Annotated in this window: 17 protein-coding genes and 1 pseudogene; 12 read left to right on the top strand and 6 right to left on the bottom strand. The window is 37.7% G+C overall.

Translation table 11 applies throughout. The annotated features are described in order from the left end of the window. Together srtB and M3166_RS10100 are read left to right on the top strand one after the other, a co-directional pair. Positions 1-690 (top strand): class B sortase, encoded by a 690-nt coding sequence (srtB, locus tag M3166_RS10105; RefSeq protein WP_251689664.1) that lies wholly within the window; start codon positions 1-3, stop codon positions 688-690. Between the two features lie 6 nt (positions 691-696). Then, a complete protein-coding gene (locus tag M3166_RS10100) occupies positions 697-1521 on the top strand; it encodes an imelysin family protein (RefSeq protein ID WP_251689662.1) in 825 nt (274 codons plus the stop codon). Positions 1522-1601: 80 nt separating this feature from the next. On the opposite strand, the gene M3166_RS10095 is transcribed toward M3166_RS10100, so the two are convergent. Then, entirely contained in the window at positions 1602-2030 is a 429-nt protein-coding gene (locus tag M3166_RS10095; RefSeq protein ID WP_251689660.1) for a hypothetical protein, read from the bottom strand. A 185-nt stretch (positions 2031-2215) separates the two neighbouring features. Further along, the gene (locus tag M3166_RS10090; protein WP_008403534.1) at positions 2216-2368 is read right to left on the bottom strand and encodes a hypothetical protein; all 153 of its coding nucleotides are present in this window, start codon (positions 2366-2368) and stop codon (positions 2216-2218) included. A 320-nt stretch (positions 2369-2688) separates the two neighbouring features. Between M3166_RS10090 and M3166_RS10085 the strand changes: the two genes are divergently transcribed. After that, entirely contained in the window at positions 2689-4077 is a 1389-nt protein-coding gene (locus M3166_RS10085; protein WP_251689658.1) for an aldehyde dehydrogenase, read from the top strand. 53 nt (positions 4078-4130) lie between these two features. Here M3166_RS10085 and M3166_RS10080 read toward each other — a convergent pair whose 3' ends face one another. After that, positions 4131-5708 carry a two-component system sensor histidine kinase NtrB gene (locus M3166_RS10080; RefSeq protein ID WP_251689656.1) on the bottom strand — a complete coding sequence of 526 codons (1578 nt, stop codon included), beginning with the start codon at positions 5706-5708 and terminating at the stop codon, positions 4131-4133. A 355-nt stretch (positions 5709-6063) separates the two neighbouring features. On the opposite strand from M3166_RS10080, the gene M3166_RS10075 reads away from it, so the two are divergent. From M3166_RS10075 to M3166_RS10065, 3 genes are all read left to right on the top strand, one after another. Continuing rightward, positions 6064-7533: a UDP-N-acetylmuramoyl-L-alanyl-D-glutamate--2,6-diaminopimelate ligase gene (locus M3166_RS10075; RefSeq protein WP_251689654.1), complete on the top strand. Its 1470-nt coding sequence runs from the start codon at positions 6064-6066 to the stop codon at positions 7531-7533. A 196-nt stretch (positions 7534-7729) separates the two neighbouring features. Then, entirely contained in the window at positions 7730-8170 is a 441-nt protein-coding gene (locus tag M3166_RS10070) for a VanZ family protein (protein ID WP_251690043.1), read from the top strand. 66 nt (positions 8171-8236) lie between these two features. Beyond that, on the top strand, positions 8237-9808 hold the full coding sequence (locus M3166_RS10065; protein ID WP_251689652.1) for a peptide chain release factor 3: 1572 nt from the start codon (positions 8237-8239) through the stop codon (positions 9806-9808). A 452-nt stretch (positions 9809-10260) separates the two neighbouring features. Here M3166_RS10065 and M3166_RS10060 read toward each other — a convergent pair. Continuing rightward, positions 10261-10914: pseudogene (locus M3166_RS10060) on the bottom strand (NRDE family protein); the annotation flags it as partial. 216 nt (positions 10915-11130) lie between these two features. Here M3166_RS10060 and M3166_RS10055 point away from each other — a divergent pair. The 3 genes from M3166_RS10055 (at position 11131) to M3166_RS10045 (ending at position 16787) form a co-directional block, all read left to right on the top strand. Next, positions 11131-14178, top strand: a complete 3048-nt coding sequence (locus tag M3166_RS10055) for an efflux RND transporter permease subunit (RefSeq protein WP_251689648.1) — start codon at positions 11131-11133, stop codon at positions 14176-14178. Between the two features lie 390 nt (positions 14179-14568). Next, on the top strand, positions 14569-15333 hold the full coding sequence (locus tag M3166_RS10050; protein ID WP_251689646.1) for a TerC family protein: 765 nt from the start codon (positions 14569-14571) through the stop codon (positions 15331-15333). Positions 15334-15437: 104 nt separating this feature from the next. Beyond that, on the top strand, positions 15438-16787 hold the full coding sequence (locus M3166_RS10045) for a TrkH family potassium uptake protein (RefSeq protein WP_251689644.1): 1350 nt from the start codon (positions 15438-15440) through the stop codon (positions 16785-16787). A gap of 67 nt (positions 16788-16854) precedes the next feature. Here M3166_RS10045 and M3166_RS10040 read toward each other — a convergent pair whose 3' ends face one another. Next, a complete protein-coding gene (locus M3166_RS10040; protein ID WP_251689642.1) occupies positions 16855-17142 on the bottom strand; it encodes a transposase in 288 nt (95 codons plus the stop codon). A 142-nt stretch (positions 17143-17284) separates the two neighbouring features. Between M3166_RS10040 and M3166_RS10035 the strand changes: the two genes are divergently transcribed. Continuing rightward, complete coding sequence (locus M3166_RS10035) at positions 17285-17449, top strand: hypothetical protein (protein WP_251689640.1); 165 nt, start codon at positions 17285-17287, stop codon at positions 17447-17449. Positions 17450-17508: 59 nt separating this feature from the next. On the opposite strand, the gene M3166_RS10030 is transcribed toward M3166_RS10035, so the two are convergent. Next, complete coding sequence (locus M3166_RS10030; protein WP_251689638.1) at positions 17509-19242, bottom strand: B12-binding domain-containing radical SAM protein; 1734 nt, start codon at positions 19240-19242, stop codon at positions 17509-17511. Positions 19243-19407: 165 nt separating this feature from the next. Between M3166_RS10030 and M3166_RS10025 the strand changes: the two genes are divergently transcribed. Both M3166_RS10025 and M3166_RS10020 read left to right on the top strand, forming a co-directional pair. Further along, entirely contained in the window at positions 19408-20868 is a 1461-nt protein-coding gene (locus M3166_RS10025) for an ATP-binding protein (RefSeq protein WP_251689636.1), read from the top strand. A gap of 300 nt (positions 20869-21168) precedes the next feature. Continuing rightward, positions 21169-21615 (top strand): MarR family winged helix-turn-helix transcriptional regulator, encoded by a 447-nt coding sequence (locus M3166_RS10020; RefSeq protein WP_251689634.1) that lies wholly within the window; start codon positions 21169-21171, stop codon positions 21613-21615. Positions 21616-21631: the final 16 nt, after the last annotated feature.

Genomic DNA, 21631 nt, shown 5'->3' with positions numbered 1-21631 from the left:
ATGCGTAAAATTGTTCAAATTTTAAGCGGCATCGTGATGATTATTTGTGCAGGGATTATTATCCGTTATTTTTTTAGCTATGAGAAAGTGGAAAAAGAGCTTGAAAATGCTCAGCAAATTGTCGAACAAAGTGAGCTTGCCGAACTTCAACAGCAAAACGATCATATTATCGGCTGGCTCACACTGGAGGATACCCGTCTTAATAATCCTGTTCTGCAAAGGGATAATAACGAATTTTACTTAACTCATAATTATTCGGACGAGAAAAGTCGCGGCGGGAGCATATTTGCCGATTTTCGAAATGAGGTAATGGAAGACCGGCATACGATTTTTTACGGGCATGTTTTACGCAATGGTACGATGTTCGGAGATTTGCCTAAGTTTAGCGAGCAGGCATATGCAGAAGCCCATCCTGTTTTTTACTATGAAACAAATGACAAGCGCTATGCATTGCATGTGTTTGCCGCCTATGAAACAACGACCGACTTTTATTATATCGAAACACAATTTACAGACTACACGTATACGCAGTTTTTAGAGGAAGTTCAGCGACGTTCCGATATAAATTTGCCAGTTCACGTAACGGCTACCGATAAAATCGTTACATTGTCGACATGCACGACATCCCAAAATGACAAAGAGCGTTTCGTCGTTCATGCAAAAGTAGTCGAACTAGAAAATAAGAGGTGAATTATGATGAAAAACAGTAAAAAATTAATGACTGCTTTACTTGCTGTTTCTGTATTGGCAGCATGTGGGCAAAAAGAAGAAGAAAAAATAGCAGAGCCTGTAGAACAGCAGGAAACAACGATTGATGTCAGTGCAGAAGCAGAGCAGTTTAAATCGCTTTTAGCAGGGCAAATGGACAGCTTTGTAACAGATACTGAGCTTTTAGCAAGTGCTATTAAAGAAGGTAAGCTGGAAGACGCACAGAAGCTGTATCCGTTAGTAACGATGTATTATGAAAGACTACAACCGCTAACTCCGAGTTTCCAGGAGCTTGACGAAAAAATAAACGGTGACATTGTTGAAGGAAAAGAAACGGACACAGCAGGCTTTCAACGTATAGCATATGGATTATTTGCTGAAAAGAAGACAGCAGGTTATGAAAAAATAGCTGATGAACTTGTTGCAAATGTAAAATCACTTCAAGCTGATTTTGCGACAATTGATGTGACGGAAAATAATGTACTTGCTTCAGCTGTAACTATGTTTCAGGATATGACCAATACCAGACTTACTTCACCGAGCATTGCAGGAAATGAAGTATATGCAGTGAAAGCACAAACAGAAGCAGCCGAAGATTTAATGGAAGTTTTTGTACCACGTGTTTCAACTGAAAGTGCGGATGCTGCATCAAAAGCAATTACAGCATTAAATGAAATTGTAGCGTACTACGAAGTGGGAAAGGAAGATTACGTAAACTATACTCTCTTTACGACAAAACAAGAGCAGGAACTCATTACAGCAGTAAAAAATGTCGAAAAGGCATTACAGCAAATGAATGATTCGATTAAATAACGGGATAAACAGACATAAAAATAAGGCGGTTCAAACTTTACATTATGTAAAGTTTGAACCGCTTTTTATATTAAGGATTTTTAATCCAAATGCTCATGCTTTATATATTGTGTGGCTGACTGGGGAATGTCTTTATACGAAATTTCATTGAAAGTAACTAGTGCCTCATCATCAAAAGTGACAGTTAGAATTTCCGTATCTTTATTTTTTACAGGCACAAACCATTTTAATGTAATATTATTTATCTCTTCCACGTGCTGGATTTCGTTAAGTAAGTTATAACTATCTTTCAGCAATGTTGTTTCACTAAGAAATTCTGATGCCCTTAGTGAGACGATAACATTTTGTTTCTCATCAACCGGTATAATTTCGATATTCAGCATTATATTTTCAACAAACTGTTTCAGCACGATTTCAGTCAACATCAGCATAGTGTGAGTTTTTAATTGCTCCTGAGTCATCGATGCTTTTGCTTCAATGATTGTTTCTTCCTGATCGGAATTCTTCATTTTTATAATATATTGTACTGAAACGGCGCAAACAAAAATAAGTAAGGCGATTAACATAGATTTCAGTAATTTATTTAAAATAAGGATAACCTCCTATGAACTTAGCGTCATAATCACTATTATATAGTCATTATGCCAAAAAAAATACTAAAAAGGACTGTCAATTGTGACAGTCCTTTTAAAAATTAAGTATTTTGTTCTTCATTAGGAATAGTAGCAACAAATTCGTCAAAGTATAAAAATGATTCATCCTCAAGTTGTTTAACTTTCTGTTCGTTTAATCCAATAGATAATGGCCCGGAAAAAATCTCGCCCCACCAAGTTTCAGTAATAATCATTTTATATAGCCTCCTTGTACGATTGTTTTACATTACTTATTATGTTCGATTATTAATTTAATTATGAAATTCCCATATGCCTTAATTTATAAACATTTCTTTAAGAATTAAGACAATTTAATCATGAAGCCTCCTTTTTTTAGCAGGATATTTTTAAAACTTTGTAGTAGTTATTACTATAGTTAATATGTGTGAACAGCTATAATTTATGCATACATTTATCTTCATTCAATAAAAATGATTATTTTCCTTAGCCATTGACGAATGAAGCTGGAGTTTTGTATAGGTCACGGATATTAATTTCGGGAAGGATGAAAAAAATGAATTTTACTGCAAATGATGTTGAACAAATGATTGAGAATCAACGCGCTTTTTATTTTACGGGCGCTACAAAAGATGTGGAATTTCGTAAAGAACAGCTTGTAAAATTAAAAGAAACAATAAAAAAATATGAAGAACAAGTAATAGAAGCTTTAGCATTGGATTTAAGAAAAAGCGAGTTTGAAGCATTCACAACTGAAATCGGTATTGTTTATGATAGTATTTCCTATTTTTTAAAAAATATAAATAGCTGGATGGAACCACAGCCTGTCAAAACTCCGCTTCATTTCCAGCCCGCAAAAAGCTATGTTGTACGTGAACCATATGGAGTGACATTAATTATTGGACCATTCAACTATCCATTCCAATTGATTATGGAGCCATTGATCGGGGCGATTATCGGAGGAAATACAGCAATCGTAAAGCCATCGGAATCTGCCGAAAATACAGCATTTATTGTGAAGAAAATTCTGGAAGAAGTATTCTCTCCTGAATATGTACGTGTTGTAGAAGGTGAAAAGGATGAAGTAACAGCATTAATTCACGCATCTTTTGATTATATATTCTTTACGGGAAGTGTGGCGGTTGGAAAGGTTGTTGCAAAAGCAGCAGCAGAACGTCTTACACCGATTGCATTGGAATTGGGTGGAAAGAGTCCGGCAATTGTCGACCAGACAGCAGATTTGGATGTAGCGGCGAAGCGGATTGTATGGGGGAAATTCAATAATACAGGCCAAACATGTGTGGCGCCAGATTATGTTCTTGTCCATACAAGCGTTGCGAAAAAGTTTACGCGACTTCTTAAGAAAGCAATTAAAGAATTTTACGGTGATGATCCACAGCAAAGTCCGGACTACGGGCGTATTATTAATGAACGCCAATTCGACCGTCTACAGACTATTTTAGATAATGAACGGGATACTGTCACATTTGGCGGGCGAACTGACCGTGAAGATTTATATATGGAACCGACCGTGCTGGAAAATATTACGTGGAATAGACCTTCCATGGAAGACGAGCTGTTTGGACCAATTTTACCGGTTATGACATATGAAAATTTACCAAGAGCAATTCATGAAATTCGTCAATTGCCAAAACCATTAAGTGCCTATTTGTTCTCGGAAAATGAAAAAGCCATCGCATACTTTCTAGAAGAGCTTCCGTTTGGCGGAGGCTGTATAAATGATGTTATTACACATGTCGGCAATACTCATTTACCGTTTGGCGGAGTAGGACCTTCAGGTGTGAAAGCATACCACGGGAAAGCAAGTTTCGAAAACTTCACACACCCGAAATCGATTATGCACCGTTCTAATAAACTGGCAAATAGTTTACTATATCCCCCGTATAAACAAAAAGTAAAGCTTGTTCGAACAATTATGAAATAAGAAAAAAGAAGGCTTTCCCGAACAGTGAAACTCAGGAAAGCCTTCTTCTTCTATTATTCTGTCATGATCGGAAATGTTAATAATATTTCAGTACCGACATGCTGTTTACTTTTAATTTGGATGGTCCCTTGATGATCTTGTACAATTTTATGGATAATCATCATGCCGAGCCCTGTTCCATTTGTTTTTGTCGTATAGAAAGGCTCAAATATCCGATTCAGTACATTTTGTGGAATACCGCATCCAGTATCAATAATCTGGATATAAATATCCTTCTCATCTTTACTTTTGCATACTTGTAATGTAATAGAACCATCTTCAATAATCGCTTCAATCGCGTTTTTAAATAAATTTATAAATACTTGCTTTAGTTGATTTTTATTTCCTAAAATTGTAATGTTTAAAAATTCGTTAATAATTTTCAAGGAAATTGCTTTTGACTGGAACTCATATTGAAGAAACTGGACGACTTCCGATAAAGCTTCCGCCAAATTAATTGGGGCATATTGGTTTGCTTGAGGTTTAGATAATACAAGAAACTCCGATAAAATTAATTCGATTCGCTCTGTTTCATTTTGAATGAGCTTTGTATACTCATAGTAAGGTGAATCAGGATCTTCATTCATCATTTGTACATAGCCGGAAATGACCGTCATCGGATTGCGGATTTCATGGGCTACACCCGCAGCAAGCTCGCCGACAAGCTTTAACTTTTCCGATTGTAAAATCAGATTTTCATTTTCTTTAATATAGGATATGTCTCGCGAAATGACAGACGATCCGATAATGTTACCATGCGGACTTAAAATAGGCGACAATGAAATTTGTGCATCAAAAAAAGTGCCGTCTTTTCTCATATCGGTCGTTTCATGCAGACGATATTTTTTTCCGAGCATCAAATCTACTTTCCTTTGCTTTGACTCTTCCTCATTTTCTGGGGGAATGAGCGGTAAAACACGCCCTAATGCTTCCTCCTTAGACCAACCATACAATTTCTCAAATGCAGGATTGACCGCAATAACACGGTCCTCCAAATCGAAGACAGCAATTGCATCATTAGCCTGTTCGAAAAACAAATGTAAGTATGCATGTTTGGAATTCAGATAATATTCACGGTCGATTGCATTTTTCTCAAGCTTTAACCAAATCTGTTTTATTAAAAGGCTTTGACCAATACTCATAATGCAGACAGCAATTAGAAAGCTGAAGAGTAAAAGATGATCTTCAGATTTAAAACTATGATAGGGTATCATTGATAATTTATTTAATATAAAAATTTCAATGAAGACTAGTACTATGTTGATGATGGAAATAATATATGAACGGTAAATTGTTAAAATCGCTATAACCCAGATAAAAGTATAAAACGAAATTATATTTACATTTTGATAGTTGAATAGGAATACGATTATATGCCATGTACAAATCAAAATAATTTGAAGTACTTTTGGAGGCGTTTTTAAATAATACAAAGCAATGAGTATAATGCAACTTCCAATGCTAATAACTAAAAATGAATAAGGATGCTTGAACAGCTGTGTAATAATGACAGTAGTAAAAATAAGCGTTGAGAAAAAATAAGTAATAACCATAAGCAAATTTCGCTTATTCAGAATTTCATGTTGCTGCATAAAACACCTCGGATAAGTAATATTAACTATAATGATACAGTAATTCATGATGTCGATAAATGGCGAATTTTGATATGATATATATATCGTATAAATAAATTAAATAAGGGAACAAAGTGGAATCTTTATTTTAATATAATTTTAGTTCTTAAATCCTGTATATTGAGTCAATAGCGAGAAAAATGAACTTATGTATTATATGTCCAAAGTCCTTATGTTGCAAACATGTTTATTTATACGGAAACATTACAGTTAATGAAAAGCGTGGAAATTTCATTCTATGCACAGTATGATGATTAGTACATAGAAGAAAATTATCATTCGCAATTATATTGCAATTGTGGGGGAAAGAATTATGTATGCAGAAGAACTTTTAAGTACACTGATGCAAAAAAAAGTTGTAGGTCAATTACCGAAACTGATTACCGATATTGCGATTGACTCGCGCAGTGTACAGCCAAACAGTTTATTTATTTGTATAAAAGGTTTTACGGTGGACGGGCATGACTATGCTCAAAAGGCAGTTGATGCAGGTGCAACTGTAATCGTTACGGAACGTCTATTACAATTAGATGGAGAAATTGCACAAATAATCGTAAAAAATACGACTCGTACACTTGGAATTTTAGCGGCAAAGTTTTTTGATTATCCATCGAAGGATATTATGATGATTGGAGTAACAGGTACAAACGGGAAAACAAGTGTATCTGGAATTATCCACAATATATTAATCGGACTTGGCGAAAAATCGGCATTGTCGGGAACAATCGGCTTCAATTTAAATGGAGTGCTATATGAATCGGCAAATACGACAAGTGATTCATTAAATACACAACAGATGATTTTCCGTGCTAAAAGCGAGGGCTGCCGTGCAATGGTGATGGAGGTTTCGTCACATGGTTTAGCGTTAGGCCGTTTAGCAGGTGTTGATTATGATGTGGCGGTATTTACGAATTTAACGCATGACCATTTAGATTTCCACGGTACGATGGAAAACTACGGCAACACAAAAGGTTTGCTGTTTTCTCAACTTGGACAAGACTTGGAGAAGAACAAGCATGTCGTTTTAAATGCTGATGATCCATGGTCTGAGCGCTATGCGGAAATGACACCATATCCAATTTGGACTTATGGATTGCATAATAATGCGATTTTCCGTGCAGTAAACTGCAATTATGAAAATGGAATGACGCAATTTGATATGGAAACACCGGAGGGTACATTCCCGGTATCAATGCATTTACTAGGTGAATTCAATATTTACAATGTCCTTGCAGCAACAGCCGTATTTTATGCTCGCGGTTTCCCGATTGATGTCATTATTGAACAAATTGAAATGCTGCCGCCGGTGAAAGGGCGTATGGAGAAAGTAGATTCAGATTTACCGATTCAAATGTTCATCGACTATGCACATACACCGGATGCAATTGAAAAGGCGATCAATGCGGCAATGCCATATAAAAAACCGGAAAATAAATTGATTTTCCTTGTTGGTACAGGTGGCGGACGCGATAAAACGAAACGTCCGACGATGGCAGAAAAAGCATCTGTTGCAGATTATGTTGTCCTGACGACGGATGATCCGCGCTATGAGGAATTTGACAGTATTACGGGTGATTTGGCGAAAGGTATGAAACATAAAAATTATGCCTGTATCGGTGACCGTGCGGAAGCTGTTAGACATGCAGTAAGCGTAGCAAATCCTGGTGATATTATTATTTTCGCAGGAAAAGGTCATGAGGATTACCAAATTATCGAAAATACGAAATATCCGCATAGTGATGCGAAAATTGCGATTGAAGCTGGAAAGTTAAAATTTGTATAGATTATGCAATAATTTTTTCAAATCCACCGTGTTAACGTAAAAGCGTTAGCGGTGGATTTTTTTGGAGGTGACAAAAATGATCCATTCATTTTTACTTAGTATGATTGCATATTGCACTGTGAGCTTCCCCATTTATTGCATATTGCGAATGTTCTATATAAAAAATAAAACAAAAAATGCGAGGCGTGAATTGGTGATGCTCGTATTCTTCTTTTACAGTGTCAGTATTTTTTCACAAACGATTATCCCTAACTTCCAAATCTCGAATGGACAGATCATTTTTGATACTTCGACCGCATATGTGCGCAGCAATTTTACCCCATTACAAACAATTTTGCTGTATTATGACCAATTGAATGGACCATTGGCAAATATCGCATTTTATAATTTGGCAGGCAATATTGTCTTGTTTATTCCTTTTGGCTTCTTTATTCCGCTATTATGGAAAAAGTACAGAGGATGGCGCATCATGCATATCGTTGCATTTGCCATCCCATTATTTATTGAAGGGACACAATATTTTATTGGTCGTAGTATTGATGTCGATGATGTATTATTAAATGCAATCGCCATTGTAATCGGCTTTATGCTCTTCAAAATATTTCGGAGATTACGTAAAATGAGCACGCCAAAGTAAAAAAGGTTGTAACAAATGACTGTTGTCTTTTAAAATAAGAAAGTATGAAAAAAGGAGACGAAATTAATGACTTTAGAACAAGATATATTATCGCGTCGTACATTCGCCATCATCAGTCACCCGGATGCTGGTAAAACGACGATTACAGAAAAACTACTATTATTCGGTGGTGCGATTCGTGACGCAGGAACAGTAAAAGGAAAGAAGTCAGGAAAGTTTGCGACATCTGACTGGATGGAAATCGAGAAACAACGTGGGATTTCGGTTACCTCTTCTGTTATGCAGTTCGATTATTCAGGCTGCCGTGTAAACATTCTGGATACACCGGGACACCAAGACTTCTCGGAAGATACGTACCGTACGTTAATGGCTGTAGACTCGGCTGTCATGGTAGTCGATGCGGCTAAAGGGATTGAGGCCCAAACATTAAAGCTATTCAAAGTTTGTAAAATGCGCGGTATTCCGATTTTTACTTTTATCAACAAATTGGACCGTCAAGGGAAAGAGCCACTAGAGCTTATTGAAGAATTGGAAGAAGTGCTTGGTATTAATGCATATCCAATGAACTGGCCGATCGGTATGGGGAAAGAGTTCCTAGGAATTTACGATCGTTACAACAAACGTATCGAGCAATTCCGTGTAGAAGAAGGCGACCGCTACTTACCGCTTGATGAAGAAGGGCATTTAGCCATTGATAACGATATGAAAAAAACATCGTATTATTCACAGGCTATTGACGATATCGAACTTCTGAATGAAGCTGGCAATGAGTATTCGGAAGATAAAATTGCACGTGGTGAATTGACACCGGTATTCTTCGGTTCGGCATTAACGAACTTCGGTGTTCAAACATTCCTTGATACGTATTTAAAATTTGCACCGATTCCTCAGCCTCGTATTACGGAAGAGGAGCAATTTATCGATCCTGTAGACCATGGCGAATTTTCTGGTTTCATTTTTAAAATTCAAGCGAATATGAACCCGGCACACCGCGACCGTATTGCATTCGTGCGTATTGTATCGGGTAAATTTGAGCGTGGTATGAACATGACACTTTCACGTACAGGTAAATCTTTCAAAGTGACACAGTCAACACAATTCCTTGCAGATGATCGTGAAACAGTAAATGAAGCGGTTGCCGGTGACATTATCGGTCTTTATGATACAGGTACGTATCAAATTGGGGATACAGTAGTCGGCGGTAAGAAAACATTCAACTTTGAAAAATTACCTCAATTCACACCTGAAATTTTCATGAAAGTTTCGGCGAAAAACGTAATGAAAGGGAAGCAATTCCAAAAAGGCGTTCTGCAATTAGTTCAAGAAGGCGCAATTCAGTACTTCAAAACTCTGCATACTGAAGAAGTAATCCTTGGTGCGGTTGGTCAATTACAGTTTGAAGTATTCCAGCACCGAATGATTAACGAATACAATGTAGATGTAATTATGCAGCCGATTGGCAGCAAGATTGCACGTTGGATTGAAAACGAAGAAGATGTGAAAGATTCAATGCATTCTCAACGTTCTATGCTTGTTAAAGACCGTTTCGATAATAGAGTATTCTTATTCGAAAACGAATTTGCGATGCGCTGGTTCTCTGAGAAAAACGAAAATATTCATTTATACAGCTTGTTATAATCTGATATTTATAAGCCCCGGTGATTTTCTGTGAAGGAAAATCGCCGGGGTTTATTGTGCTTTAATATATAGTGATAGTAGATACCGGAAATTTATCAGAAATTTCCGATTTAAATGTAGGAAGTAAAGAGAGAAAAGGAGAATGTTTTACGTTGAAAGTGGAACGATTCACCCCGAATGTGGAACAAAAGCTTGAGAAAAGAGAACCGAGGCCGGATATTAGAATACTTGCGATATAAAGTAGAACGCCAGCCTTTAAAAGGAGAATATTTCAGGTGAAAAGTAGAACGATTCACCTGAAAAGTAGAACTCCTCCCCGGCCTCAGCTCGCTGAAATTCACTCACTCTCCCGCATCTATACGGTAAGCCCGGTCGAATTTATATTTCCCGTCCTCATATGTCCGCTCAAGAAAATCAATCTCCCCTTTATTGTGGAAAACAATGGCTGTTGAGCAGCGAGTGCCGTAATTAGGAAGTTTTACAAATTGAGCGGATAAAGACCGTTCCAGATGGATACCTACACCAGTATTTGGCAATACTTCATCTTGTGCGATTTCGTCATTTGCCAATAGCGAAATTAAGGTATTCACTTCGATTGCCTCGTTTTCGAATGTATTTTCCAGTACACTCTTTGCCGAATTTACTTTTGGCCATGGTGTATTGATAGTAGCATTACTTACACCGTGAATTCCGCTTTCTACAATGCGGTGTTCATCGTAAATATTATTGTAATGATGCATATCTTCGCCGTCATAAAGCAAAACATTGAAGCCGCCGTACAAATCTCTTTTTGAACGGAGTGACTGGATAAATGAGTCTGTCGATTCCGTAGAAGTTAAAAATAACCGTACAATTTCTCCACGTGACAATTGGCCGGTTTCAGGAAGACGCGGATCACGGTAATTTGTGATGGCAGCAAAACGACCATTTTTCGACACACCCATCCAACTTCCTTGTTGTCGTAAATCTCGTCCAGCTAATATATCAGGTTCATCTTCCCAAAAATGGGCGGCTGCTGTCGGACGGTCATAAAATTCGTCACGATTTGCAACGATGATGAGTGGATATGATGGATGGACTTTATAGGAAAATGCAATTAAACACATAAATGGACCCCCGTAGCTAATGTAGTAGGCATGACAATCCAGCAAAAAAAATCACTGAATTTTACAATAAAAACTGCTAAAACCTGCCTACCTTGTATGATTTTTTGTAACATTTTGCTGTAGTAACGTAAGTTTTTGTCAAATGATAAAAGGGAAAAAGATAGCTCTACACGAATTTTAATTAATATAAAGACAAAATGAAAGGACTTTCCACCGATGAATATAAGCAAGTTTTCTATAAAACGCCCGGTTTTTACAATTGTTTCAATGATTTTCGTGCTAATACTCGGCGCAGTTTCATTATTTAAAATACCAGTTACGTTAATACCCGATTTAAATCCGCCGATTGGAGTTGTTGTGACAAGCTATCCGGGTGCAAGTCCGATAGAAGTAAACGAAAAAGTGACAAAGCCGCTTGAAGCTTCCCTGGCGACATTACCGGGGATTAAACGAGTGCAGTCGACATCGCTGGAAAGCTCCAACTTGATTATATTGGAATTTGATTGGTCAACGAATATGGATGATGTTCAAACGGATATCTTACAGCGTATTGATCTTGTCCCACTTCCTGAAGATGCAGGAAGGCCAAGTTTTTTGAAGTTTGATCCATCGCAATTTCCGATTATTCAATTGGCATTGTCTGCAGAAAGTGAAGAAGTCGATATCCGACAAATCGCCGAATCACTTGAACAGGAATTGCAACGTACTGAAGGGGTAGCCAGTGTAACCGTCTCTGGTGAAATAGTAGAAGAAGTACAGATTGAGCTTGATGCGCAGAAGCTTGAGCAAAATAATTTAACGCAAAATGATGTTATGCAAATTATCCAGGCGAGTAATATTTCAATGCCGGGTGCAGAGCTAAGTACAAAAGAGAATCAGTTGTTAACGACTCGAGTAGTCAGCTTGTTTACAAGTCCGGAAGAAATAGCGAATGTTGTGCTTTCTGTCAATCCATTAACAGGTGAAGAAATAAAAGTTCAGGATATAGCAAACGTAGAACGAAAAGAGCAGGAAACGAACACAATTACAAGGGCCAATAACCAGCAGGCTGTACTCATTTCGGTTTTGCAGGAGTCTGGAGCAAATACTGCAGATGTTTCCGAAACTTTTCAGAAGGAGCTTGGACAATTATTAGATGAACCCCAATATGATGGAATCGAAGCGACCATTTTATTTGACCAGGGGGACTATGTACGCTTGGCGATTGGTAATATTAGCTCCTCGCTTATTTTTGGCGGGCTGTTTGCAATGCTTGTGTTATTCGTCTTTTTATCCGGAATAAAAAGTCCGCTTATTATTGGGATCGCGATTCCTTTTTCGGTCATTGTAACTTTTGTGCTAATGTTCTTTGCGGACTTTTCTTTAAACATTATGACACTGGGTGCCCTTGCACTTGGAATCGGGATGCTAGTGGATAATGCCATCGTTGTAATAGAAAATATTGAGCGCCATCTAGAGCTTGGGGAGAATCCTAAAGATGCGGCAGTCAATGGAGCTAAGGAAGTGGCTTTGGCAATTACCGCTTCTACTGTCACGACGATTGCGGTTTTTGTCCCGGTCATTTTTATAAGCGGGTTAATCGGTCAAATATTTTTAGAGTTCGCGTTAACGATTTCATTTAGTTTGATTGCTTCACTATTTGTGGCATTAACAGTTGTTCCGATGCTAGCCAGCCGTTTCTTACGTACAAAACCTTTAATTGTAGTGAAGAAGCGTCAGGAATCTTGGCTGTATCAAAATTATTCGAAAGCACTAAAATGGAGTTTAAAGAGACGGGCCCTTATTTTAACAATCACAATCGTCTTGGTAGGTATATCTGGATTTATATTATATAAAACAGGTACTGAGTTTTTGCCGCCTACAGATGAAGGGTTTGTGTCCTTGTCTGTCGAGCTTCCAAACAGTGCAACTGTTGAGAAAACAGAACAAATTGTTTCGGAAATTGAAGAGATGGCGAAACAGTATGAAGAAGTTGATGTAGTGGTCAGTTTAATTGGAGGAAATCAGCAATCTTTATCCCGAGGTACTAGTGAACAAAATGAAGGGGAGATTTCAGTCAAGCTTGTTGAATTATCAGAACGAGATCGCTCCATTTTTGAGTTTGTTGAACAGTTTGAAAAACAAGTACAGCAGGAAATCGGAGAGCGTGCAGAAGTGACGTTTTCATTGTCATCTTCTTCTGGATCAACACCGAACTCTTTAACATTTCGTGTGACAGACAGCAATGAGCCTCAGCTGAAAAAAACGGTCGCTTCTATTCAGCAACGTGTTGCACAGATTGATTCAGTTATTGAGGTAACCACTGATTTGGATGAAGTGAAAGAGGAAATTCAAATTGAAGTAAATCGTGATGATGCACTTCAATATGGGTTAATGCCCGCACAAATCGCACAAACCGTCAATATGATGACACGAGGCGCATTTACAACACAGATCATAGCCGAAGATGGTGAAGTACTTGGAGTATACACTGGTTTCGGAAAGGCGTACCGTGAAGATGTAGAAGCACTTAAAACGATGAAGCTTCGAACAAATGCCGGGGTATTTGTCGAACTGCAACAGCTGGCATCGGTCGAAATAAAAGAAACCCAAACCGCTATTCGGAGATCGGATCAGGCATCGGCCGTTGCAGTTTTTGTAAAATACAATACGTCCGAATCCCTTAGCGGCATTTCCCGAAAAGTGGATGAAGCGATTGAAGAAGACGGCATTCCTGCAACATCGAAAGTTGTTTTTGGCGGTGACCGAGAACTATTCGACAGTGCAAAACAAGATATGATTTTGGCTATTCTGCTGGCGGTCATTCTTATTTATTTAGTTATGTGCGCTCAATTCGAATCATTTAAGCTGCCGTTTGTTATGATATTCAGCGTTCCGCTAATGATTATCGGTGTCGCTGTTTCATTGTTTGTAACAAATACATTGCTCGGTGTCACAGCTATTATCGGAATCCTTATATTAGTAGGGATTGTCGTGAATAATGGCATTGTTCTCATTGACTATATTAATCAAAAACGACAGCTCGGATTAAATATCTACGATGCTATTATTATTGGCGCGCAGGATCGCATGAGACCGATTTTAATGACGGCTCTGACGACTATTTTAGGGTTGGTACCATTAGCGTTGGGAATTGGCGAAGGGACAGAAATGAATCAGCCAATGGCGGTTGTCGTTATTGGAGGGTTGATGAGTTCAACAATTTTAACGTTATTTATCGTACCAATCATTTACAGCCTGATTGAAAAGGAAGCAAAAAAATAGACTGAAAAGAAATATTTACCGCGCGTTAATGTAAAATTTTGATGAATTATAGAAGAATCGTTTGATTTTTCGGGACATTATCGGTAAAATAGCAATATAAGAATTGAATTGAATATCCAATTGACATTTGTCAAAGGGGAGTAGCTATAAGAGATTTAAATAGCAGCCTATCGTTTTAGATAAGCGCTATATTTAAATGTACTTACTTCACATTCGTCATTACATGGTTAGGAGCCATCGGGTGTGATAGCATTATGTGCTTAGCAAGACCTTTGCCTATTTACATAGGCAGAGGTCTTTTCTTTTTTGGCAAAAAGGATATTTTTTCAAATTTATATTATTAACACCTAATTTATTGGGTACAAGTAAATAATAAGGAGGAGAAATTTCATGGAAGCAATTTTATTAGAATACGCATGGGTCTTACTTGTATTAGTATTCCTTGAAGGGCTGTTAGCTGCAGATAATGCAGTGGTAATGGCAGTAATGGTTAAACATTTACCGAAAGAACAACAGAAAAAGGCATTATTTTACGGGTTATTCGGAGCGTTTGTATTCCGGTTCATCGCATTGTTCCTTATTACGTTCTTAGCGAAATACTGGGAAATTCAGGCGCTTGGTGCAGCGTATCTATTATTCATATCCATAAAACATCTATACGATAATCACTTTAAAAAGCAGGATGAGGAATCGGATATCAAAGAAGGTAAAGGCTCTGGCTTCTGGATGACTGTATTGAAAGTAGAGCTTGCGGACATTGCATTTGCGATTGACTCAATGCTTGCAGCAGTAGCTATTGCCATGACATTACCGCATATTAGTGATTACCACATTGGCGGGATCAATGCCGGTCCATTTGCTGTTATGTTCCTTGGTGGTTTTATAGGGCTTGTCATTATGCGTTTTGCTGCGCAAATGTTTGTTAAGCTGTTAAACGACTATCCGACATTGGAAACAGCGGCCTTCTTAATTGTAGGCTGGGTAGGTGTGAAATTGGCTGTATTGGCGTTAGGACATGAGAACTTGGCCATTATCGACCCGCACTTCCCGCATTCGACATTGTGGAAATCCATCTTCTGGGTCGTGCTCCTTGGACTTGCTGTAGGCGGATATATTGTAAGTGTGTACAAAAACAAAAAAGCAAAAGCGGAATAACAAAAGATTTAGGAGATACTTCAACTATTAGAAGTATCTTCTTTTCATTTTCAAGGTTATTAATTATACTAGAAAAAATGTAATTAATTATCGGAGGCCAATCTATGCCTTTAAAAAAGTTCGAAAGTCGGAAAATTACGCCTTTCCAAATTTTAATCACTTATTATTCTGTTGCCATTTTAGTGTCCTTTTTACTGCTGCGTCTTCCAGGGGTTCATTTGGAAGGGGTACACGTATCGTTTCTGGATAGTCTGTTTACAGCGGTTAGTGCAGTTAGTGTAACAGGTTTAACAACAGTTACTGTTGCAGAAACCTACAGTAGCTTTGGACTTGCTATGATTTTGCTGATCCTGCAATTTGGTGCAATCGGGATTATGTCCATAGGTACGTTTTTATGGCTGTTGTTTGGAAAGAAAATCGGTATGCGTGAACGTCAGCTCATCATGATTGACCATAATCAGTATAATTTATCGGGTGTTGTTGCATTAATTCGTCAAATTACCAAGCTGCTCTTTATGATTGAATTTACCGGTGCCTTTATATTAACGGTTCATTTTAAGCGTTATTTTGCGACATGGGAAGAGGCGTCGATCAATGGATTGTTTGCAGCTATTTCTGCGACAACAAATGGAGGCTTTGACATTACCGGAATGAGTTTGCAGCCGTTTCACCACGATTATTTCATCCAATTTGTTTGTATGATTTTAATTTTCCTGGGAGCAATCGGTTTTCCTGTATTAATTGAAGTGAAGGCCTATTTAACGAAGAAGGATCCGGCATTTCGCTTTAGCTTATTTACAAAGGTTACGACATTCACGTATGTTGCCTTGTTTATTTTCGGTTCAGTTGTTATTTTTATTATTGAATCCTTCCAGTCATTTAAAGGGATGCGATGGCATGAGGCGGCGTTTACGGCCATGTTTCAATCGGTTTCCACTAGATCGGCCGGTTTAACGACCTTTGACGTAACATCGTTTAACGAAGCGACACAGCTCTTTATGAGTGCGCTAATGTTTATCGGAGCGTCACCAAGTTCTGTCGGAGGCGGAATTCGCACAACGACATTTGCGATTGTCATTTTGTTTTTAATCGCATTTTCCCGCGGGCAGTCGGAGATTCAAATTTTTAACCGGGAAATTCATGTAATCGATGTATACCGTTCGTTTGCGGTGCTGATTTTTGCGATTATTATGGTGCTCGGCGCTGCAATGGTATTGTTTATTACAGAATCCCGCGCAACGATGATGGAAGTTATATTTGAAATTACTTCAGCGTTCGGAACTTGCGGGATGTCGCTCGGCATAACAGGGGACTTAACGGCATTCGGGAAAATGGTCATTATGGTTCTCATGTTTGTAGGACGTGTAGGACTCATTTCTTTCCTGTATTCAATCGGCGGGTCTGCACAGAAGAAGAAGTACCATTACCCGAAGGAACGAATCATTATCGGGTAAGTATTTTAAAACAATACGTAAAAACGTCCATTTCCTTTGAGGGAATGGGCGTTCTTTTTAAGCGCAGCTATTTTTCATGCAATGTGAGAATCATCAGTCTGTAAATAGTAAAAACTCCGATATAGGCACCGGAAATTAAAAAGAGTTCATTTAAAAATAAACCATGGATTTTTGTCATAAATACAGCATCATCAACAATGATCTGATAAATGGAAGTAGATGCAATACTGCCGAAAATGATGACAAAAATAACAGCGAGTATATTGAAAACAAGAGCGGACTTACTAATCTTCTTTCTTAGAACAACCATAATAAGCGGAACAACAATGCTTGAAATAACTAAAAAGATTTTCAAAAAATAGCACTCCTTTCTTCTTATTTGAATTATGCCCTCTTTTTTGGGGTATAAAACGAGTAGGCTGCTGCAGCTCTGTTTAACCAGTTCGGCGGAATAGATAATAGCCGAATGGTTAATTTATAGGATGGAGGTGATCTATATGGAGAAAAAGAAAGGGAATGACCGTCAAAACATGAAAGAAGAGGTTGGGCCAGAATTAAACCCGGATGATTTGGATCTTCGTGAAGACAATGATTTAACAGAAGAACAATCTAATAATAGTCCGGAAAAAAAGCAGACGGATTCTGAATCGAATAAAAAATAAGTTTTCAGTTCATAAAAAACGCTGCACACCCTTTATTAGGAGTTTGCAGCGTTTTTGAATTAATTAAATGTGCTGAAGTAAGGCTGTTGTCCATTGCGGAAATAGGTGAATAAATAGCCCGTTTTCTTTTGTGGTGCACCGACTTCGTAGTTTTGTAAATCGATGTGGAACGGAATAATTAAAGAGTGCTTGAATAATTCGCGTTCAGTAATCTGCATTGCTTCAAATTCTTCACCTACTAGAGAAGGGTTTTCTTTGATACGTGCATAGACATCTTTCATCTCTATTTCAGAAAGGCGATCATTCCACCAAAGTTTACGCGGCTGGAACTGCTGACCTTGCAGGAAGTCGTACTTCATTAAGCTTGTAATCACTTCTAAGTCGGCATGCTCGACTGTTTGAAGGAACTCGAGTAAACGGCGGAATAAATCTTCAAGCTGATGGCCGATACGTGACCAGCCTTTTGTTTCCCAGTATGTGCCGAAGCTTTGGAAGAAGTCGAATGGCGTTTCGAATACTTCTGTCACTAAATATTCAATTGTATTGTCCATACGATGTGCATTCCAATACTTTTCCAGTACGTCTTCCGCATGTTTAATACGGACAATATCATCAAAAGTTAATACATTATTTGAGAAAATTTCATATGGCGAAATATCAACATATGTGTAACCGTACTTTTCGGCTTCCAATCGTAAGCCTGTCCCGCGAAGCAGTTTCAGGAAGCCAAGTTGTAGCTCTTCTGGGCGCATCGCAAAGACATCATTAAATGTTTTACGGAATGATGCATAATCCTCTTCAGGCAATCCGGCAATTAAGTCCAGATGCTGATCGATTTTCCCGCCTTCTTTTACCATTGTGACAGTACGAGTAAGCTTCTCGAAGTTTTGACGACGTTTTACAAGGTCGTTCGTTAAGTCATTAGTTGACTGGACACCGATTTCAAAACGGAACAGCCCTTTAGGTGCATTGTCATTTAAAAATTGGATGACTTCAGGACGCATAATGTCCGCCGTGATTTCGAATTGGAATACGACACCTGGCTGATGTTCATCAATTAAAAACTGGAACATTTCCATCGCGTAGCTGCGACTAATATTAAAGGTACGGTCTACGAATTTAATCGTTTTTGCCCCGTTATTCATTAAGTAGCGAATATCTTCTTTAATCTTCTCGCGGTTGAAATAACGAACCCCTACTTCAATAGAAGATAAACAGAATTGACAGCTAAACGGACAGCCACGACTCGTTTCGATATATTGAATCCGCTTCCCTACATGAGGTAAATCTTCTTCAAATCGGAAAGGGGAGGCAATTTCTCGTAAATCGATTTTCGGTGGCTGTGCATGGATTTTTAATTTGCCTTCTTCTAAATAGCAAATGCCCGGCACTTTTTCGAGTGGAATCTCACCATTGAAGTGGCGAAGCATTTCTTTAAATGAGACTTCACCTTCACCCATAATGATATAGTCAATTTCTTCATGTTTGCGAATCCATTCATGGACATCATAGGAAACTTCCGGACCGCCTAATACAATTTTGACATTCGGTAATACCGTTTTTAGCATACGGATTACTGCAATCGTCTCATTAATATTCCAAATATAACAGCTGAATCCGACAACATCCGGTTTCTTTTGGAAAAGGTCGGATACAATGTTGAAAGCCGGGTCTTTAATTGTATATTCAGCAAGCTCACAGTCGAATTCAGGCAGTGCAGCTGCTTTTAAATAGCGTATCGCTAAATTAGTATGAATATATTTTGCGTTGAGTGTACTTAATATAATTTTCATAATTTTATTCTCCTCTTCATAAAGTCTATTGTAGCAGTGTAAAGAGATACAAACAATATGGGAGAATATGCCCATTTTATTCCAAATAGTAATGTGAAATAATATACGGTAAGTATACAATTCTGAAAATTCTATAATATTTGAAATTGGGGGGTAATATGTGTAGTGGAAGGCCAATTGAATTATATGTTAAAAGAGCTTTTTCAACAATCCAATGAAAAAATCATTATATTGAACCGCCAAGGTAAAATTGAATTTATGAATAGTAAGGCGGAAGAAATATTGCAATCTGTTCATTTACCAGCGCGCTTTTGGGAAAGTGCGGATAAACTTAGTGGTGAGTGGGAGCGATTTATAAGTTCTGTAAATGAAAATTCAACATCTACTGCTACTTTTACATTAATAAATAAATACCATCAAAAAATACCGGTACAAGTTTGGGGTCATTATCTAGAGCATAAACAACTAATCTTTACTCGATTAAATGTAAACCCTTCCAATGTCATTTCATTTGAAGAAAAGAGCAACACACTTATGTTTCAAAATTTAATAGATGGAATGGCACAAGGTGTAATATTGACGATGTTGAACGGAAAGATTATATCAGGTAATGCAATGGCATTACATTTACTTGATCGAAAAGCAGCTCAAATAGAAAATAGAAGCTATGACTATCTATTTGAAGATTGCCAGTACGATTCCCAAGTCATCACTCAATATTATAAGAAGATTTCAAACAGGGAAATGGCCAGTATTTTTGTTATGAGAAAAACTGAAGATGGAAATACAGTCTATCTGAATTTTATTAGCAAAGTAGATGAAAATTTAGGAATATTAGTCACAACAATTATTGATCAAACAGAAGAGATGATGCTGTTAAAAAGAATTGAGCATCAGCAATCTTTATCGTTTATTGGTCAAAATATTGCATCGATTGCCCATGAAATACGGAACCCAATGACATCAATCCAAGGTTTTATTCAGATGATTAAAAGCAGCTTAAATGAGCAGGAATATCCTTACTTTAAAATTCTCGAATCCGAATTGAAGCGGATGGATGATTTGCTTGGAGACCTTCTGAATATTTCTAAACCAAAGAAACAAGTATTACAAATGGTTGATGTGAAGGAAGTTGTAGACCAGTCAATTCAGCGTATGCAGCCTCTAGCATTGAAAACAAATGCTATGATTTTATTTGAATATGACGAAAAAGTAGAATATCGGATTAATGGGGACTTTAATCGCCTGATGCAAATGATTATGAACTTGCTGAAAAATGCAATCGAAGCTATGGATACGAATAATTACATTGTCGTACGTTTACTTTACCGAGGCAAAAATACGCTTCAGCTATCAGTTGAGGATAGTGGAAAAGGGATGAATGCGGTCGATATTGAAAATGCGTTAAATCCTTTTTATACGACAAAAGAAACAGGATCTGGATTGGGATTAATGCTTGTACAAGCTGTCATTAAAGAGCATAATGGGGCTCTCCACATTGAAAGTGAGCAAGGTGCAGGATCTAAGTTTTTAATTGATTTTGATTTGCGAAATGAAATTGAATATTTAAATTCTTCTCCTTCTTATTCAATGAGAGTGGCTAGAATGGCGGCAATTTCGAAGTGATTTTGACAAAACTTCCAATCCATCGCTATAATATGTACATCTTCAATTAGCAGGTTTCGCAAACAATAGCTGAAATCTGAAGAATTCATTGTAAGAGCACTGCTTCCGACTGAGTACTTATCTCAACGTTGGCCATGCTTCTTGCAGATGTCACAGATTATTAAAGGGAATTTAAAGAGGAAGTTTGTCTATAGTTGTCGCATTATGGACAACAGCTGACAGTCCCATCCAGTGGGTCTCCTTAAATTCTACGCAATTGCGCACAGCGTAATTGATTATTTAAAATAGAGGATGGTTTTTATGGCTTCAGAGGAAGTAAAGCAATCGTTAAAATTATTTATCGTTTTATCAAGAGCGCATAAAGCGATAAGTGAAGCTACGAATCAATTTATACAAGCAAATGGTTTGAATCCTACAGAATTCGCGGTTTTAGAACTTTTATATCATAAAGGTCGTCAGCCCCTGCAGCAAATCGGGAACAAAATTTTATTAGCGAGCGGGTCGATTACTTACGTAGTTGATAAGTTGGAAAAACGGAATTTTTTAGCACGTGTTTCGTGTCCAACCGATCGTCGCGTCACATACGCGGAAATTACCGATCCTGGTTCCGAGTTTATGGACAAGCTGTTTCCTCAGCATGAACAGAAAATTCATGAACTTTTAGGAGCGTTATCGGTTGAAGAAAAACAGACGGCAATTGAGCTATTAAAAAAATTAGGATTATCTATCAAAGACTTATCCTATTAAACAAGAAAAGGACGCC

This window comes from Solibacillus isronensis, from assembly GCF_023715405.1.
Lineage (GTDB): Bacteria > Bacillota > Bacilli > Bacillales_A > Planococcaceae > Solibacillus > Solibacillus isronensis_B.
Note: the sequence above shows the minus strand (reverse complement) of the source record. Positions and strands in the feature narration are given on the sequence as shown.

Coding starts and splice junctions, on each gene's coding strand:
- M3166_RS10035 (WP_251689640.1), top strand. CDS start 17,285: ATGGAGAAAAAGAAAGGGAATGACCGTCAAAACATGAAAGAAGAGGTT.
- M3166_RS10095 (WP_251689660.1), bottom strand. CDS start 2,030: ATGAAGAATTCCGATCAGGAAGAAACAATCATTGAAGCAAAAGCATCG.
- M3166_RS10030 (WP_251689638.1), bottom strand. CDS start 19,242: ATGAAAATTATATTAAGTACACTCAACGCAAAATATATTCATACTAAT.
- M3166_RS10070 (WP_251690043.1), top strand. CDS start 7,730: ATGCTCGTATTCTTCTTTTACAGTGTCAGTATTTTTTCACAAACGATT.
- srtB (WP_251689664.1), top strand. CDS start 1: ATGCGTAAAATTGTTCAAATTTTAAGCGGCATCGTGATGATTATTTGT.
- M3166_RS10045 (WP_251689644.1), top strand. CDS start 15,438: ATGCCTTTAAAAAAGTTCGAAAGTCGGAAAATTACGCCTTTCCAAATT.
- M3166_RS10090 (WP_008403534.1), bottom strand. CDS start 2,368: ATGATTATTACTGAAACTTGGTGGGGCGAGATTTTTTCCGGGCCATTA.
- M3166_RS10020 (WP_251689634.1), top strand. CDS start 21,169: ATGGCTTCAGAGGAAGTAAAGCAATCGTTAAAATTATTTATCGTTTTA.
- M3166_RS10050 (WP_251689646.1), top strand. CDS start 14,569: ATGGAAGCAATTTTATTAGAATACGCATGGGTCTTACTTGTATTAGTA.
- M3166_RS10055 (WP_251689648.1), top strand. CDS start 11,131: ATGAATATAAGCAAGTTTTCTATAAAACGCCCGGTTTTTACAATTGTT.
- M3166_RS10075 (WP_251689654.1), top strand. CDS start 6,064: ATGTATGCAGAAGAACTTTTAAGTACACTGATGCAAAAAAAAGTTGTA.
- M3166_RS10100 (WP_251689662.1), top strand. CDS start 697: ATGAAAAACAGTAAAAAATTAATGACTGCTTTACTTGCTGTTTCTGTA.
- M3166_RS10080 (WP_251689656.1), bottom strand. CDS start 5,708: ATGCAGCAACATGAAATTCTGAATAAGCGAAATTTGCTTATGGTTATT.
- M3166_RS10065 (WP_251689652.1), top strand. CDS start 8,237: ATGACTTTAGAACAAGATATATTATCGCGTCGTACATTCGCCATCATC.
- M3166_RS10085 (WP_251689658.1), top strand. CDS start 2,689: ATGAATTTTACTGCAAATGATGTTGAACAAATGATTGAGAATCAACGC.